This window comes from Variovorax sp. GW821-FHT10C12 (assembly GCF_059415405.1).
Window position 1 is genome coordinate 1,100,315 of record NZ_JBWKNE010000001.1, and the last position, 15,725, is coordinate 1,116,039.

The 15,725-nt window shown below is 66.9% G+C and carries 14 protein-coding genes and 1 tRNA gene; 11 read left to right on the plus strand and 4 right to left on the minus strand.

Annotation, left to right across the window (positions count from 1 at the left end; genetic code table 11):
* Nucleotides 1-349 precede the first annotated feature (349 nt).
* Nucleotides 350-434, minus strand: a tRNA-Leu gene (locus tag AC07OH_RS05290).
* A gap of 81 nt (nucleotides 435-515) precedes the next feature.
* Between AC07OH_RS05290 and rnr the strand changes: the two genes are divergently transcribed.
* Together rnr and AC07OH_RS05300 are read left to right on the plus strand one after the other, a co-directional pair.
* Nucleotides 516-2,783: a ribonuclease R gene (gene rnr / locus AC07OH_RS05295; protein WP_489056915.1), complete on the plus strand. Its 2,268-nt coding sequence runs from the start codon at nucleotides 516-518 to the stop codon at nucleotides 2,781-2,783.
* A gap of 63 nt (nucleotides 2,784-2,846) precedes the next feature.
* On the plus strand, nucleotides 2,847-3,611 hold the full coding sequence (locus tag AC07OH_RS05300) for an SDR family oxidoreductase (protein ID WP_495299846.1): 765 nt from the start codon (nucleotides 2,847-2,849) through the stop codon (nucleotides 3,609-3,611).
* A 9-nt stretch (nucleotides 3,612-3,620) separates the two neighbouring features.
* On the opposite strand, the gene AC07OH_RS05305 is transcribed toward AC07OH_RS05300, so the two are convergent.
* Entirely contained in the window at nucleotides 3,621-5,084 is a 1,464-nt protein-coding gene (locus AC07OH_RS05305; RefSeq protein ID WP_495299847.1) for an NAD(P)H-hydrate dehydratase, read from the minus strand.
* A gap of 43 nt (nucleotides 5,085-5,127) precedes the next feature.
* On the opposite strand from AC07OH_RS05305, the gene AC07OH_RS05310 reads away from it, so the two are divergent.
* Nucleotides 5,128-5,547 carry a hypothetical protein gene (locus AC07OH_RS05310; protein WP_495299848.1) on the plus strand — a complete coding sequence of 140 codons (420 nt, stop codon included), beginning with the start codon at nucleotides 5,128-5,130 and terminating at the stop codon, nucleotides 5,545-5,547.
* On the opposite strand, the gene AC07OH_RS05315 is transcribed toward AC07OH_RS05310, so the two are convergent.
* Nucleotides 5,537-6,790: a D-amino acid dehydrogenase gene (locus tag AC07OH_RS05315; RefSeq protein WP_495299849.1), complete on the minus strand. Its 1,254-nt coding sequence runs from the start codon at nucleotides 6,788-6,790 to the stop codon at nucleotides 5,537-5,539. The genes AC07OH_RS05310 and AC07OH_RS05315 overlap by 11 nt on opposite strands.
* 57 nt (nucleotides 6,791-6,847) lie before the next feature.
* Nucleotides 6,848-8,170, minus strand: a complete 1,323-nt coding sequence (locus AC07OH_RS05320; RefSeq protein ID WP_495299850.1) for an amidase — start codon at nucleotides 8,168-8,170, stop codon at nucleotides 6,848-6,850.
* Nucleotides 8,171-8,375: 205 nt separating this feature from the next.
* On the opposite strand from AC07OH_RS05320, the gene rpsB reads away from it, so the two are divergent.
* From rpsB to rseP, 8 genes are all read left to right on the plus strand, one after another.
* The gene (rpsB, locus tag AC07OH_RS05325; RefSeq protein WP_095745188.1) at nucleotides 8,376-9,131 is read left to right on the plus strand and encodes a 30S ribosomal protein S2; all 756 of its coding nucleotides are present in this window, start codon (nucleotides 8,376-8,378) and stop codon (nucleotides 9,129-9,131) included.
* A gap of 81 nt (nucleotides 9,132-9,212) precedes the next feature.
* Nucleotides 9,213-10,136: a translation elongation factor Ts gene (gene tsf / locus AC07OH_RS05330; protein WP_489056909.1), complete on the plus strand. Its 924-nt coding sequence runs from the start codon at nucleotides 9,213-9,215 to the stop codon at nucleotides 10,134-10,136.
* Between the two features lie 99 nt (nucleotides 10,137-10,235).
* Nucleotides 10,236-10,958, plus strand: coding sequence for a UMP kinase (gene pyrH / locus AC07OH_RS05335; protein WP_307693738.1), 723 nt, complete (start codon nucleotides 10,236-10,238; stop codon nucleotides 10,956-10,958).
* A gap of 11 nt (nucleotides 10,959-10,969) precedes the next feature.
* A complete protein-coding gene (gene frr / locus AC07OH_RS05340; protein ID WP_062471609.1) occupies nucleotides 10,970-11,530 on the plus strand; it encodes a ribosome recycling factor in 561 nt (186 codons plus the stop codon).
* A gap of 8 nt (nucleotides 11,531-11,538) precedes the next feature.
* Nucleotides 11,539-12,264, plus strand: a complete 726-nt coding sequence (gene uppS, locus AC07OH_RS05345) for a polyprenyl diphosphate synthase (RefSeq protein ID WP_495299851.1) — start codon at nucleotides 11,539-11,541, stop codon at nucleotides 12,262-12,264.
* A 23-nt stretch (nucleotides 12,265-12,287) separates the two neighbouring features.
* Nucleotides 12,288-13,133 (plus strand): phosphatidate cytidylyltransferase, encoded by an 846-nt coding sequence (locus AC07OH_RS05350; RefSeq protein WP_495299852.1) that lies wholly within the window; start codon nucleotides 12,288-12,290, stop codon nucleotides 13,131-13,133.
* On the plus strand, nucleotides 13,130-14,317 hold the full coding sequence (gene ispC, locus AC07OH_RS05355) for a 1-deoxy-D-xylulose-5-phosphate reductoisomerase (protein WP_495299853.1): 1,188 nt from the start codon (nucleotides 13,130-13,132) through the stop codon (nucleotides 14,315-14,317). Before AC07OH_RS05350 ends, ispC begins: the two co-directional genes overlap by 4 nt.
* 21 nt (nucleotides 14,318-14,338) lie before the next feature.
* Entirely contained in the window at nucleotides 14,339-15,715 is a 1,377-nt protein-coding gene (gene rseP / locus AC07OH_RS05360; protein WP_495300959.1) for an RIP metalloprotease RseP, read from the plus strand.
* Nucleotides 15,716-15,725: the final 10 nt, after the last annotated feature.

The following is a 15,725-nucleotide window of genomic DNA, read 5'->3' on the forward strand; positions in this document are numbered from 1 at the left end:
CAGAAGAGGACTCGAACCTCCACGATGTTACTCGCTAGTACCTGAAACTAGTGCGTCTACCAATTCCGCCATCTGGGCTGATTTTGCTTCTCAGCAAAGACTACGATTATATACACAAATTTGGCGCGCTCTTTTGAGCGAGTCGAAATTTCAGCTTCTGCGCGACACCGCTCGTGCGGCGGGTGTCCTGCCGAAGGCGGGTGGGTGCGATCGTGCGTGCATGGCCGGCGTCGAGGGGCGTGATCTGACGATCGCGTCGCCCGTTTGATGCAGTTTCGAGCGGCCATGAAAAAAGCCACCGGAGACCGGTGGCTTCAATCGGATGACCTGGTAAAGGTCTGTTTAAACTTGGTGCCCAGAAGAGGACTCGAACCTCCACGATGTTACTCGCTAGTACCTGAAACTAGTGCGTCTACCAATTCCGCCATCTGGGCCCACATGACTGCAGAAGCAGCCACGTTTTGAATTTCAGGAAAGAAGGAGATCATATCAAAAATAATGTCACTTCCAGCAGCTTGTTGGACGAAATCGAAGGAACTGTTCAAGGACATCGCGACGGGCACGGCTTCGTGCAGCGCGACGATGGCGAGGCAGACATCTACCTGCCGCCGAATGAGATGCGCGCGGTGTTGCACAAGGATCGCGTCAAGGCGCGCATCGTGCGACAGGACCGTCGCGGCCGCCCCGAGGGGCGCGTGGTCGAGATCGTCGAGCGACCCGAGCAGCCCATCATCGGCCGCTTGCTGCACGAAGGCGGGATCTGGCTCGTTGCACCGGAAGACAAGCGCTACGGCCAGGACGTCCTGATCCCGAAGGGCGCGACCGGCCCCGCCAAGGTGGGCCAGGTCGTGGTCGTTCAGCTCACAGAGCCGCCGGCCTTGTTCGGCCAGCCCGTGGGCCGCGTGAGAGAAGTGCTGGGCGAGATCGACGACCCCGGCATGGAAATCGAGATCGCCGTGCGCAAGTACGGCGTGCCGCATGAGTTTTCCGCGGAGTGCCTGGCGCAGGCCAAGGCGTTGCCCGAGAAGGTGCGCCCCGCCGACAAGAAGGGCCGCATTGACCTCACCGACGTGCCGCTCGTCACCATCGACGGCGAAGACGCCCGCGACTTCGACGACGCCGTGTACTGCGAGCCCGCGAAGGTGGGCCGCGGCAAAGGCTGGCGCCTGCTGGTCGCCATCGCCGACGTCAGCGCCTATGTGCAGACCGGCTCCGCCATCGACATCGATGCGTACGACCGCGCCACCAGCGTCTACTTCCCGCGCCGCGTGATTCCGATGCTGCCCGAGAAGCTGTCAAACGGCCTGTGCTCGCTCAACCCCGAGGTCGAGCGCCTGTGCATGGTGTGCGACATGCTGGTCGCGGCCGACGGCGAGATCTACGCCTACCAGTTCTACCCGGCCGTGATGTTCAGCCATGCGCGCTTCACGTACACCGAAGTCGCGGCCATCCTCGGCAACACGCGCGGCCCCGAAGCCGCCAAGCGCAAGGAGCGCGTCAAGGACCTGCTGAACCTCGCCGACGTCTACAGGGCCCTGCTCAAGCAGCGCGGCAAGCGCGGCGCGGTCGACTTCGAAACCACCGAGACGCAGATCATTTGCGACGACGCCGGCCGCATCGAGAAGATCGTGCCGCGCACGCGCAACGAGGCGCACAAGATCATCGAAGAGGCGATGCTGGCCGCCAACGTCTGCAGCGCCGACTTCATCGCCGAAGGCAAGCACCCGGGCCTGTTCCGCGTGCACGAAGGCCCGACGCCCGAGAAGAAAGAAATCCTGCGCGGCTACCTGAAGGCCATGGGCGTGGGCTTGAGCATCACCGACGATCCGCGTCCCGGTGAGTTCCAGGCGATCGCCGAAGCCACCAAGGAGCGTCCTGACTCGCAGCAGATCCACACCATGCTGCTGCGCTCGATGCAGCAGGCAATCTACACGCCGTTCAACAGCGGCCACTTCGGCCTGGCCTACGAGGCCTACACGCACTTCACGAGCCCGATCCGGCGCTACCCCGACCTGCTGGTGCATCGCGTGATCAAGGCGATCCTCGGCAAGACGCGCTACCAGTTGCCGATGCTGCCGACGCCCGGCGAGGCGCATGCCAAGCTGGCCAAGCGCCTGGCTTCGCGCGTGAAGGCGCCAACGACCAAACCGCAAAAGGCCACGATTGCGCCGACCAAGGAAGTGCTGGCATGGGAAGCGGCGGGCCTGCATTGCAGCGCCAACGAGCGCCGCGCCGACGAGGCCAGCCGCGACGTCGAGGCCTGGCTCAAGTGCAAGTACATGCGCGAGCACCTCGGTGAGGAGTACGGCGGCGTGGTCACGGCGGCCACCACCTTTGGCATCTTCGTCACGCTCGACGCGATGTACGTCGAAGGCCTGGTGCACATCACCGAGCTAGGCGGCGAATACTTCAAGTTCGACGAGATGCGCCAGGAGCTGCGCGGCGAGCGCACCGGCATCCGCTATGCCATCGGCACGCGGGTGCGGGTGCAGGTGAGTCGCGTCGATCTCGATGGCCGCAAGATCGACTTCCGCCTCGTGCGCGAAGGCGAAGACCTGACCTCGCGTGCCATGAAGGACAAGGGCAGCGCACCGGTGAAGGCGTCGGCCAAGCGAAGCGCCCGCCACAAGGCGGAGGCCGGTGGCGAGTCACGCTCGGAGCACGGTGGCGGCGCTGCCGTGGCGCCCGCCGGCCCGCAATCGGCGATGCAGGCCTTCAAGTCGGCGGTGAAGAAAGCCGCCAACAAGATGCAGGGCAAGGGGCGCAAGCCCCGCCGTGGATGAGATGCGCCGTGCACACTACGTGTTTACCGTGTGTATGGACCAGCTGAAAAGGAGACATGAAGCATGAGCGTGGAAATCAACAAGGGCCGCATCGCGATCGTCACGGGCGCGGGGTCGGGCATCGGCCGCGCGGCCGCGCTGGCCTTGCTGGCTGACGGCTGGAGCGTGGCCCTTGCGGGGCGTCGCCTCGAACCGCTGGAGCAGGTGGCGGAAGAGTCGGGCGCTGGTGCGCGCGCCTTCGCGGTGCCCACCGACGTGGCCAATGCCGAGTCGGTGCAGGCGCTGTTCGGGGCCACGGTCGAGCGCTTCGGGCGCGTCGACCTGCTGTTCAACAACGCCGGCGTGGGCAACCCGCCGGGCCCGTTCGAGGACTGGACGCCCGAGCAGTGGAAGGGCGTGGTGGACATCAACCTCACCGGCATGTTCTTCTGCATCCAGCAGGCCTTCCGCACGATGAAGGCGCAGACGCCGCGGGGCGGCCGCATCATCAACAACGGGTCGATCTCGGCGACCACGCCGCGGCCGAATTCGGCGGCCTACACCTCGACCAAGCACGCGGTCGAAGGCTTGACCAAGACCGCGTCGCTCGATGGTCGCAAGTACGACATCGCGGTGGGGCAGGTGGACGTGGGCAATGCCATGACCGAGCTGGCCGCGCGCATGGCCACCGGCGTGCCGCAGGCCAGCGGCGAGCTCGCGATCGAGCCGCTGATCGACGTCAAGATCGTCGGCCAGTCGGTGCTCTACATGGCGAACCTGCCGCTGGAAGCCAACGTGCTCTTCCACACCATCATGGCCACGAAGATGCCCTTCGTCGGGCGCGGCTGAGTCCTGCGCTCAGCGGGGTGTGCGGCGGGCCAGCGCGCTTGCCGTGAGCGGGGCCGCATCGGCCGGCCACGTGTCGGCGATGTGGCCGTGCTGCCAGACGGCCTCGCACGCTGCCTCGAAGGCGGGGCGGCCCCTCGCGAGCGCCGCGCCGATCATGCCGGCGAGCACATCGCCGGTGCCTGCGGTGGCGAGACGGGCATTGCCGGTCGGAGTGATGGCCGGCGGCTCGTTGCCCGCATCGGCAATCACCGTTCCTGAACCCTTGAGCACCGTCACTGCACCGAAGCGCGATGCCAGCGCGCGAGCCGCGGCGAGGCGGTTCGCCTGCACGCCGCCTGTCGTGTCGCCGAGCAGGCGTGCGGCTTCCAATGGATGCGGCGTGAGTACGGTGGGCGCGCCGGTCTGGCCTCGCGCGATCAATTGCGTCTGAAGTGAGGGGGCGGCGGCGATGGCGTTGAGCGCGTCGGCGTCGAGCACCAGTGCAGAGGCCGTCGACAGCACGCGCGGCAGCAGTTCGCGCACGGCATCGCCGCCCCCGCAGCCGCACACGACCGTCATGCCGGCGAGGTCCAGCGCGTGGGCGTCGCGCAGCATCAGCTCCGGCTGCGAGGTGTCGACGGGCGCTGCGCGGGGATCGAGCAATCCGACGAACACGCGTCCCGCGCCCGCATGGAGCGCGGCCGAGCCGGCCAGCAGCGCGGCCCCCGCCATGCCCGAGGCGCCGCCGATCACTGCGACGTCGCCGTAGCTGCCCTTGTGGGAGGCGTGGGTGCGCGGCTGGATATCGGGCGTGCCTGCGAGGCGGGCTGTCGGTCGCTCCTGGGCGAAGGCGCTGCAACCCAGGTCATCGAACCACACCGTGCCGGCCGCATCGCGGCCCTGGGCCGTGAACAAGCCGGGCTTCAGTGTGAGGAAGGTGAGGGTGGCGCGAACTGATCGCGATGGGTGATTGGCGCCAGGAGCTAACGTGCCGGTGTCGGCGTCAAGGCCCGAGGGCACGTCGAGACTCAGCACTGGTTGCGTGTCCTCGTGCATCCGCGCGATCCATTCGGCCATCGTTCCTGAGGGCGGGCGGGTCGATCCGATGCCGAGCAGGGCATCCATCGCCAGTTCGAAGCTCGATGGAGGCTCCGAAGCGAAGGTGACGCCCGCATCGCGCGCACGCTGCAGCGACGACTTGGCATCCGGCGGCAGCCGGGCTTCATCGCCCACGAAGGTGACGACCGGAAAGAAGCCCCGATGCCGCAATTGCGCTGCGGCTTCGAAGCCATCGCCGCCGTTGTTTCCGGGGCCGCAGGCGATCCAGATCGTTCGCGCGTGCGGCGCGAGCGCCATCGCGAGCCGTGCCGCGGCGAGGCCTGCACGCTGCATCAGCGTGTGAGGGGGCAGGGCGGAGGTCGCCGCCTGCTCGATGCGACGCGTGGCGGCGATGTCGAACAGGTCGGCGGCGCTGGCGGACGTGATGCGATGCATCGGGCCATTGTGCCGCCGACGCCGCGCCTCCTATCATCGACCGATGACGCTCAAGACCTTCGGCTGGTTGCTGGTTCTGCTGCTGGCGTGCCTAGCCGGGTTCATCGGCACGGCCGTGGCGATGACGGCCGGCGCGGCCTGGGCGGTCGGCCTGCTGGTCGTGGTGTGGGGGCTGTTCCTGTTGGTCGAGGTGTTGCGCCGGGTGCCGCTGCGCGACGTCGCCTGGGCGCTGGGCGTGGGCTATGGCATCGGCGTCATCCGGTGGCTCGACGTGCCGGTCGAAGCGGGGTCCGGCACGCAGTGGCTGATGCTGGGCGTGGACTTGGTGGTGCTGGTGTTCTTCGGACTGATTGCGCCAGCTGTCCTGGGGTTGATCGCCCAACGCTGGGCGCCCCGGCCCGAACTGTCGGCGGAAAAACCGGCCACCCCCGAGCAACTGCGCCGCTGGAGCCCTAAAGACTGAGCCGCTCGATCCCCAGGCCTTCGAGGTCGATGCCGGGGTCTTGTCCGCTGATCAGGTCGCCGAGCACGCGTGCGCTGCCGCACGACAGCGCCCAGCCGCTCGAGCCGTGGCCCAGGTTGAGCCACACGCCGGGAATGCCGCTGGCACCCAGTACCGGTGGGCCGTCGGGCAGCATCGGTCGCGCGCCTTTCCATTGCTGGATGCCCGACTGCAGCGTGGCTGCGCCCGGAAACCAGTCGTGCAGCACCTTGTAGAGCGTCTGGATCGCGGCCGGGCTCATGGCGTCGGGCGAGCCGCCGATCTCGGCGCTGCCGGCCACGCGCACGCGCTGGCCCAGGCGGGAGATCGCGACCTTGTAGCGTTCGTCCATCACCGCGCTGCGCGGCGCGTTGAGCGGCTCGCGCACCGGGGCGCTGACCGAGTGGCCGTAGACCGGCGCCAACGGAATGCGCAGTCCCAGCGGACGCAGCAGCGCGGCAGACGACAGGCCGGCGCACACCACGATGGCGTCGAACTGCAGCGCGTCCGAACCGCTGGCGAGCGTCAGCGAAGTGGGGGCCGCGCGGCTCAGCGGTGCGATATCGCAGTTGAAATGAAACTGTGCGCCCAGCGCCTCGGCCTCCCACTTGAGCAGCAGCGCGAACTGGCGGCAGTTCGCGACCTCGTCTTCCGGCAGGTAAATCGCGCCGGCCAGCGGGGTGTCGGGGTTGAGCGCGGGCTCGATCAGGCGGGCCTCGTCGGCGTCGACCTCGCGGAACACGCTGCCGGCCGAGCGCAGCACTTCCAGGCCGGGCTGAATCAGTTTTTTCTCGCGCTTGGAGCGCAGCAGCACCAGGTAGCCGTCGCTGCGTTCGTAGCTCAGCTCGCGTGCTTCGGTCACCGCGTGCAGCCGGGTGCGGCTGTAGAAGGCCAGCCGTTGCATGCGGGCGCGGTTGGCCAGGTAGGTCTCGAGCTTGCAGGCCTTCTGCCAGCGCGACATCCAGCCGAGGTCGCGCGTGCTCAGCGGCCAGCGCAGCTTGATGGCGCCGTGCGAGGACAGCAGCGAGCGCAGCACCTTGCCGCGCATGCCCGGTGCGGCCCATGGTGTGACGTAGCCGGGGGCGACTACGCCCGCGTTGGCGAAGCTGGCCTCTTCGGCGGCGGCGCCGCGGCGCTCGAACACGGTCACTTCATGGCCGTCGGAGACCAGTTCCCAGGCGGTGGTGACGCCGACGATGCCGGCGCCCACGATCGCGATTTTCATTGAAATGTTCTAGATAAAGGAGGCGGCTGACGCCCGTGAGGCGGGCGGTGACAGCGGTTATTTCTGTAGCGTGCGTTCGGCCTGGAGCGCCACCGCGAGCACGGCGTCGTCGTGCATTGCGCCGTGCCACAGCATCAGGCCGACCGGCAGTTCGCCGGCGACGTGGCAGGGCAGTGAGATGGCGCAGCCGTCGAGCATGTTGACGATCGACGGGTTGCGCAGCAGCAGCGCGTTGACGCGGAAGAACTCGTCGTCGCGCTCGGCACCCGGTGCGACGCTGGCGATGGACGGCGCGGTGATCGGCACGGTCGGCGACAGCACGGCGTCGAACGGCGCCAGCGCCTTCTCCACGCGGGCGATCCAGTCGCGGCGGGCGTGAATCAGGTCGATGTACTCGTGTGCCTTCATGCTGGCGCCGCGCAGGATGCGCTGCGCCACGCGCGGGTCGTAGCCGGCGCCGCTGCGCTCCAGCAGGAGCCGGTGCCATGCGTATGACTCGGCCGCCGAGAAACCGCCGGTGGCGTTGATGGACTGCAGGTCGGCCAGTTCGGGCAGCACGATTTCCTGGACATGGGCGCCGGTGGCGCGCAGGGTGGCGAGGGTGCGCTCGAAGGCTGTGGCCACGGCGGGCGCGAGGTCGTCGAGGAAGACGTTCTTCACGACGGCCAGCCGGTAGGCCGACAGTGGTGCCGAGCCGGGCGTCACCTGCTGCGCCGAGAGGATTTCGTGCGCGGTGATGGCATCGCGCACCGACCGGGTCATGGCGCAGACGGTGTCGAGCGTGGTCGACAGCGGCAGGGCGCCGTCGGCCGGCGTGAGGCGGGCGGTGTTCTTGAAGCCGACGATGCCGTTCAGCGCGGCCGGAATGCGGATCGAGCCGCCGGTGTCGGAGCCCAGGCCGATGAAGGCCGCGCCGCTCCCCACCGAAATCGCCGCACCGGACGACGATCCGCCCGGAATGCGCGGCGTGGCGGTGTCGCTCACGTTGGCGGGTGTTCCGTGGTGCGGGTTGACGCCGACGCCGGAAAAGGCGAACTCCGTCATATTGGTGCGCCCGGTCAGCACGCCGCCAGCGGCGCGCAGTCGCGCCACGGCGAGCGAATCGGTCGGGGCGGCCGGCGCATGCGCGAGCACGGCCGAACCGGCGGGCGTCGGCTGGCCGGCGGCATCGAACAGGTCCTTGCTGGTGAAGGCGAGCCCGGCGAGGCGGCTTTCAGGCGCCGATGCGGCGGCGGCCACGCGGGCCTCGTCGAACATCGTGCGGGTGAAAACGTGGGCGCAGGCCGAGGATTCGGAGAGGGCGATGGCGCGCTCCATTTCGGTGCGCGCATCGGAACCGCCAGCCAGAAGGGTGAGACGGGTGGCGTGAAGGTCGTTCATGGCTTCGAGGGTACCTTGGAACGGCTCGGTTCGAGGGAGGAGGGGGTGGCCGCCGTGCTATACTCTTTGGGTTTCGCTGGTTATGCGACAGTTTTGTCGCCGCCAGTCAAGCACATCCGCAAACCGGCCCAATCAAGGTGTTGCGACCCCGTCGAAGGGGTGCAAAACGGGCTGGATTTTAGACCCAACCTTTGGAGTAAATTCAATGTCGACCACCATGCGCGAAATGCTGGAAGCCGGTGTCCACTTCGGTCACCAAACCCGCTTCTGGAACCCCAAGATGGCTCCGTTCATCTTCGGTCATCGCAACAAGATTCACATCATCAACCTGGAAAAGTCGCTCCCGATGTTCCAGGATGCGATGAAGTACGCCAAGCAACTCACGGCCAACCGCGGCACGATCCTGATGGTCGGCACGAAGCGCCAAGCCCGTGAAATCGTGGCTGCAGAAGCTCGCCGCGCCGGCGTGCCTTTCGTCGACACCCGCTGGCTCGGCGGCATGCTGACCAACTTCAAGACCGTCAAGACCTCGATCAAGCGTCTGAAGGACATGAAGGCCCAGCAAGAAGCCGGTCTCGACAGCCTGAGCAAGAAAGAACAGCTCACGTTCTCGCGCGAAATCGCGAAGCTCGAGAAGGACATCGGCGGCATCCAGGACATGGCTGCGCTGCCGGACGCGATCTTCGTGATCGACGTGGGCTTCCACAAGATCGCCGTGGCCGAAGCCAAGAAGCTCGGCATTCCGCTGATCGGCGTGGTTGACTCCAACCACTCGCCCGAAGGCATCGACTACGTGATCCCCGGCAACGACGACTCGTCGAAGGCTGTTACGTTGTACGCCCGCGGCATCGCCGACGCCATCATCGAAGGCCGCAACAGCGCCGGCGGTGATGTGGTCAAGGCCGTTGCCGAAGGCAATGGCGACGAATTCGTCGAAGTCGAAGAAGGCGCTTCGGCCTGATTGGTGCTCTCGCGAGCCTGAAGAAGGGGCTTTGGTGCCCCTTTTTTTTAACCTGATTTTTGGATTTACGGAGATACACAAATGGCTGCAATCACCGCAAGCATGGTCGGCGAACTGCGCGCGAAGACCGATGCGCCCATGATGGAATGCAAGAAGGCCCTGACGGAGGCCGACGGCAACATGGAAAAGGCCGAAGAGCTGCTGCGCATCAAGCTCGGCAACAAGGCTGGCAAGGCATCGGGTCGCGTCACCGCTGAAGGCGTGGTCACGGCTTTCGTCGACGGCGCTGCCGGCGGCATGATCGAAATCAACTGCGAAACCGACTTCGTCACCAAGAACGACAGCTTCCTGGCTTTGGCCAACGCTGCCGCGATGCTGGTTGCCAAGAACAACCCTGCAGACATCGCTGCACTGGGTGCGCTGGCCTATGAGCAAGACGGTTTCGGCCCCACGCTCGAAGACGTGCGCAAGGGCCTGATCGGCAAGATCGGCGAGAACATGAGCTTCCGCCGCTTCAAGCACTTCACGGGCAACGGCAAGCTGGCGTCGTACCTCCACGGCACGCGCATCGGCGTGATGGTGGAGTTCGAGGGTGACGACACGTCGGCCAAGGACGTGGCAATGCACATCGCCGCCATGAAGCCGGTCGCCATCCAGGCATCGGACGTGCCTGCCGAGCTGATCGAAAAAGAGCGCGCCGTGGCCGCAGGCAAGGCTGAAGAAGACCGCAAGGTTGCTGAAGCCGAAGGCAAGAAGCCGCAGCCGGCCGACATCGTTGCCAAGCGCATCGAAGGCGGCGTGCAGAAGTACCTCAAGGAAGTCTCGCTGCACAACCAGCCGTTCGTGAAGAACGACAAGCAGACCGTCGAGCAGATGCTCAAGGCCGCCAACACCACGATCAAGGGCTTCACCCTGTACGTGGTCGGCGAAGGCATCGAGAAGAAGGTCGACGACTTCGCCGCAGAAGTCGCGGCCCAGGTCGCTGCTGCCAAGGCTGCCGCCTGATCCGGCTGTCCTTCAAGCGGCGGTGCGCGACAGCGTGCCGCCGCTTTTTCACCGCCACGTTTTACACTCGCCCCCGCCAACCCTCTAAGGAAAATGCCCATGTCTGATGCCCGCCCAGCCCACAAGCGAATCTTGTTGAAGCTGTCGGGTGAGGCACTGATGGGCGACGACGCCTTCGGCATCAACCGCGCCACCATCGTGCGCATGGTCGAAGAGGTGGCAGAAGTCGTGAACATGGGCGTCCAGGTGGCGGTCGTGATCGGCGGCGGCAACATCTTCCGCGGTGTCGCGGGAGGCTCCGTCGGCATGGACCGCGCCACGGCCGACTACATGGGCATGCTGGCCACTGTGATGAACTCGCTGGCCCTCGCTGACGCGATGGACAAGCAGGGCCTCGTGGCCCGCGTGATGTCCGCCATTGCCATCGAGCAGGTGGTCGAGCCCTATGTGCGCCCCAAGGCCCTGCAGTACCTCGAAGAGGGCAAGGTCGTGGTGTTCGCTGCCGGTACCGGCAACCCCTTCTTCACGACCGACACGGCCGCCGCGCTGCGCGGTGCCGAAATCGGCGCCGAGCTGGTGCTCAAGGCGACCAAGGTGGACGGCGTGTACACGGCCGATCCGAAAATCGACCCTCATGCAACCCGCTACGCCACGTTGAGTTTCGACGAGGCGATCGCCAAGAACCTCGGCATCATGGACGCCACGGCCTTCGCGCTGTGCCGCGACCAGAAGCTGCCGATCAAGGTGTTCTCGATCCTCAAGAACGGCGCCCTCAAGCGCGTCGTGATGGGCGAGGACGAGGGCACGCTGGTGCATGCCTAGGAGTAAATGAGATGACCATTGCAGACATTCGCAGTGCGACCGACGCGAAGATGAACCAGTCGCTCGCCGCCTTCCAGAACAACCTCACCAAGATCCGCACGGGCCGCGCCAATTCGGCGCTGCTCGACTCGATCCACGTCGAGTACTACGGCTCGCAGGTGCCGCTGAGCCAGGTGGCCAACGTGTCGGTGCTCGATTCGCGCACCATCAGCGTCCAGCCCTGGGAAAAGGGCATGGGCGCCAAGATCGAGAAGGCCATCCGCGAAAGCGACCTGGGCCTGAACCCGGCCTCGATGGGCGATCTGATCCGCGTGCCGCTGCCCGCCATGAGCGAAGAGCGCCGCAAGGAAATGACCAAGCTGGTCCGCAACGAAGGCGAGAGCGCCAAGATCGCCACGCGCAACCTGCGCCGTGACGCGAACGAAGCGGTCAAGAAGCTCGTGAAGGACAAGCTGGCTTCGGAAGACGACCAGAAGCGCGCCGAAGGCGACATCCAGAAGGTCACCGACAAGCACATCGCGGAAATCGACCGTCTGGTCGCCGCGAAAGAAGCGGAGATCATGGCCGTTTGAGGCTTCGCATGGCCTCCTCGCCGCAGACGACGACCCCTCCGCACCACGTTGCCATCGTCATGGATGGCAACGGCCGGTGGGCCACCAAGCGCTTCCTGCCTCGCGTGGCGGGGCACAAGCAGGGCGTGGAGTCGCTGCGGCGCTGTGTCAAGGCCTGCGCCGACCGCGGCGTGGGCGTGCTCACCGTGTTCGCGTTCTCCTCGGAGAACTGGAACCGTCCTCCTGAAGAAGTCTCCGGGCTGATGCAGCTGATGGTCGGGGCGCTGGCGCGCGAAGTGCCGCGCCTCAACGCCGACGGCGTGCGGCTGCATTTCGTGGGCGAACGCGCCGGCCTGTCCGACAAGATGGTGGCCGGCCTGGTGTCGGCCGAGCAGACCACGGCCCACAACACGCGTCTGATTCTCAACATCTGCTTCAACTACGGCGGGCGCTGGGACATCGCGCGCGCCGCGGCCAAGCTCGCCGAGCAGGGCCTGCCCATGACCGAGATGAACCTCGATCGCGCCATGGCGCTGGCCCACGTGCCCGACCCCGACCTGTTCATCCGCACGGGTGGGGAGCAGCGGCTGTCGAATTTCCTGCTTTGGCAGAGTGCCTACGCCGAGCTGTTCTTCAGCGACAAGCTGTGGCCCGAGTTCGACGAAGCCGCACTGGATGAGGCCATCGCCGCGTTCCAGGGCCGCGAGCGTCGTTTCGGCCGGACCTCGGCGCAGGTTTCGGCTTCCGCGGCCTGACACGGCCCGATACCACCTTCCGCATGCTCAAACAACGCATCCTCACGGCGATCGTGCTGCTCGCGATCCTGCTGCCAGCGCTGTTCTATCGAAACCACATTCCCTTTGCCTGCGTGATGCTGGTGCTGATCGGCGCCGCCGCGTGGGAGTGGGGGCGCCTGAACGGCTACGGGCAGGGCATGTCGCTGTTCCTCGGCGCCGAGATGGTGGCGCTGTGCGGGTTGTCGTGGGGGCTGGGCCTGCTGGAGCAGCGCCTGTTCCTGATGTGGATGTTGGCCAGCGCGGCCTGGGTGCTCGGCGGCGCGGCACTGCTGCGCGTCGCGGTGCCCGGCTGGCCCCGCATTCCGCGTGGGCTGCGGCTGGTGGGTGGCCTGCTGGCGCTGTGGGTCGCATGGCTCGCGGCGGTGCAGGCGCGCATGGTCGGCATCAACTTCCTGCTGTCGATCCTGGTGCTGGTCTGGGTGGCGGACGTGTTCGCCTATTTCGCCGGCCGCGCCTTCGGCCTGAAGTTCACGCGCGCCAAGCTGGCGCCCGCCATCAGTCCCGGCAAGAGCTGGGAAGGTGTCTGGGGCGGCATGGCCGGCGTCATCGTGCTGGCGTTCGCCTGGGTCTGGGCCGACAAGAGCCTGGGCGCCATGGTGCCCAGCCTCTACACCCGCCTGCATGAGCGCGGCTGGTGGCTGCTGTTGATCGGGGCGGTGTTCCTGGCGGCGATGAGCGTCGTCGGCGACCTCGTCGAATCGCTGATCAAGCGCAGCGCCGGCGCCAAGGACAGCAGCCGTCTGCTGCCCGGCCACGGCGGCGTGCTCGACCGCGTGGATGCCCTCTTGCCGGCACTTCCCATTGCCATGATGCTGGCTTTCCTGTGAACACTCCCAAACAACGTGTCACGGTGCTCGGCTCGACCGGTTCGGTCGGTGTCAGCACGCTCGACGTCATTGCCCGTCACCCCGAACGCTTCGAGGTGTTTGCGCTCTCGGCGGCCACCAAGGTCGACGAGCTGCTGGCCCAATGCGCGCGCTTTTCGCCGCGCTTCGCCGTCATGGCGAGTGCGCCGCATGCCGCGCTGCTGGCCGAAAAGCTCAAGCAGAACAGCCTGCCGACCCGTGTCCTGATGGGCGACGATGCTCTCGAAAGAATAGCGTCGGAGGACGAAGTCGATGCCGTGATGGCCGCCATCGTCGGTGCTGCCGGCCTCGCGCCATGCCTGGCCGCCGCGCGCGCCGGCAAGCGCCTGCTGCTGGCCAACAAGGAGGCCCTGGTCGTCGGCGGCGAGCTGTTCATGCGCACGGTGCAGGAGGGCGGCGCCACGCTGCTGCCCATCGACAGCGAGCATTCGGCCATTTTCCAGTCGCTGCCCGAAGACCCGTCCACCTGGGCGCGGCGCATCGACAAGATCATCCTGACGGCGTCGGGCGGCCCGTTCCGCACCCGTGCGCCCGACACGCTGGGCGCCGTGACGCCCGAGCAGGCCTGTGCCCACCCCAACTGGGTCATGGGCCGCAAAATTTCGGTCGACTCGGCCACGATGATGAACAAGGCGCTCGAGGTGATCGAGGCGCGCCACCTGTTCGGCGTGTCGCCGGAGCAGATCGAGGTCGTCATCCACCCGCAGAGCGTGGTCCATTCGATGGTGCAGTTCACCGACGCCTCGGTCATCGCCCAACTCGGCACGCCCGACATGCGGGTGCCGATCGCGGTTGGCCTGGCCTGGCCGGAGCGCATCGAAAGTGGGGCGGCGCGGCTCGATTTCCGCCAGATGGGCTCGCTGACCTTCGACACGCCCGATCCTGCGCTGTTCCCCGGGCTGGGGCTGGCATGGCAGGCTCTGCGTGCCGCTTCGGGCACCACGGCGGTGCTGAACGCGGCCAACGAGGTGGCGGTGGCCGCCTTCCTTGACCGGCGCCTGCGCTTCGATCGCATTCATGCGGTCAACCTGGAAACTTTGGAGGCGGTCATGCCCTCCAAGCCGGCATCGCTGGCCGACCTGCTGGCGCTCGACGCCAGCGCCCGCGAAGCGGCCAATGCCGCCGCGGCACGTTTCGCGGCCTGATTCCCTACTGCGCAGAGGACCCTGATGCTCACCGTCATAGCTTTTGTGGTCGCCCTCGGCGTCCTCATCGCGGTCCACGAATACGGCCACTACCGCGTCGCCGTGGCCTGCGGCGTCAAGGTGGAGCGCTTCTCGGTCGGCTTCGGCAAGGCGATCCTTCGATGGCAGCCCAAGCGCCAGCACCCGGGGCAGCAGACCGAGTTCGTGATCGGCGCTTTCCCGTTTGGTGGTTACGTCAAGATGCTCGACGAGCGCGAAGGCCCCGTGGCGCCCGAGGAGCGGCACCGCGCCTTCAACACCCAGCCGCTGCGCTCGCGTGCCGCCATCGTGGCCGCCGGCCCGATCGCCAACCTGTTGCTGGCGGTCGTGCTGTACACGGCGGTCAACTGGATCGGCGTCGACGAGCCCGTGGCCAAGCTGGCCCGACCGGTGGCGGCGTCGTTGGCCGAAGCGGCCGGCCTGCGCGGCGGTGAACACATCACCCAAGCCGGTTTCGACGGCGACCTGTCGCCGGTTCAGTCCTTCGAAGACCTGCGCTGGCGCATGACGCGCGGCGCGCTCGACGGCCGCGACCTCACGCTCGAAGTGGCAGGCGAGGGCGGCCGGCCCGGCCGCCAGCTGGTCCTGCCGCTGAGCCGCATGGAGGCCAAGGACGCAGATCCGCAGATGTTCCGCAAGATCGGCGTGGTCGCACCGCTGACCCGCCCTGAGATCGGCGAGGTCATGGCGGGCAGCGCGGCCGAGCGCGCGGGCCTTCGCAACGGCGACCGGGTCCTCCGCATCGGCGACACCCCGATCCTCGACGGACAGCAGCTGCGTGAAGTCATTCGCGCCTCGCTCGATGCCACCGGCCAGGCGCGCACGCAGACCTGGCAGCTCCAGCGCGACAGCCAAGCGCTGTCGCTCGAGGTCAAGCCCGAAGTGCGCGAGGAGGGCGCGGCCAAGGTCGCGCGCATCGGCGCCTACGTCGGCGCACCGCCCGAGATGGTCACGGTCCGCCAGGGGGTGGTCGATGGCATCTGGCGCGGCGTGGTGCGCACCTGGGAGGTGTCGGCACTCACGGTTCGCATGATGGGCAAGATGCTGATCGGCGAGGCTTCGATCAAGAACCTGAGCGGTCCCTTAACAATTGCTGACTACGCGGGCAAGTCCGCGAGCCTCGGTTTGACGCAGTATCTGGTCTTTCTCGCTCTCATCAGCGTGAGTCTCGGGGTGCTCAACCTGATGCCGCTGCCGGTCCTCGATGGGGGGCACCTGATGTATTATCTTTGGGAGGGCCTGACCGGGAAAAGCGTCTCCGACGCCTGGATGGAACGGCTGCAGCGCGGCGGTGTCGCCTTGCTGCTGGTGATGATGTCGGTCGCACTCTTCAACGACGTCACACGGCTCTTTGGTTAACTTTCTGCCG

Bases quoted from the DNA above. Each gene is read 5' to 3' on its own strand.
- AC07OH_RS05300 (WP_495299846.1), top strand. From the start codon at position 2,847: ATGAGCGTGGAAATCAACAAGGGCCGCATCGCGATCGTCACGGGCGCG.
- AC07OH_RS05305 (WP_495299847.1), bottom strand. From the start codon at position 5,084: ATGCATCGCATCACGTCCGCCAGCGCCGCCGACCTGTTCGACATCGCC.
- AC07OH_RS05310 (WP_495299848.1), top strand. From the start codon at position 5,128: ATGACGCTCAAGACCTTCGGCTGGTTGCTGGTTCTGCTGCTGGCGTGC.
- AC07OH_RS05315 (WP_495299849.1), bottom strand. From the start codon at position 6,790: ATGAAAATCGCGATCGTGGGCGCCGGCATCGTCGGCGTCACCACCGCC.
- AC07OH_RS05320 (WP_495299850.1), bottom strand. From the start codon at position 8,170: ATGAACGACCTTCACGCCACCCGTCTCACCCTTCTGGCTGGCGGTTCC.
- rpsB (WP_095745188.1), top strand. From the start codon at position 8,376: ATGTCGACCACCATGCGCGAAATGCTGGAAGCCGGTGTCCACTTCGGT.
- tsf (WP_489056909.1), top strand. From the start codon at position 9,213: ATGGCTGCAATCACCGCAAGCATGGTCGGCGAACTGCGCGCGAAGACC.
- pyrH (WP_307693738.1), top strand. From the start codon at position 10,236: ATGTCTGATGCCCGCCCAGCCCACAAGCGAATCTTGTTGAAGCTGTCG.
- frr (WP_062471609.1), top strand. From the start codon at position 10,970: ATGACCATTGCAGACATTCGCAGTGCGACCGACGCGAAGATGAACCAG.
- uppS (WP_495299851.1), top strand. From the start codon at position 11,539: ATGGCCTCCTCGCCGCAGACGACGACCCCTCCGCACCACGTTGCCATC.
- AC07OH_RS05350 (WP_495299852.1), top strand. From the start codon at position 12,288: ATGCTCAAACAACGCATCCTCACGGCGATCGTGCTGCTCGCGATCCTG.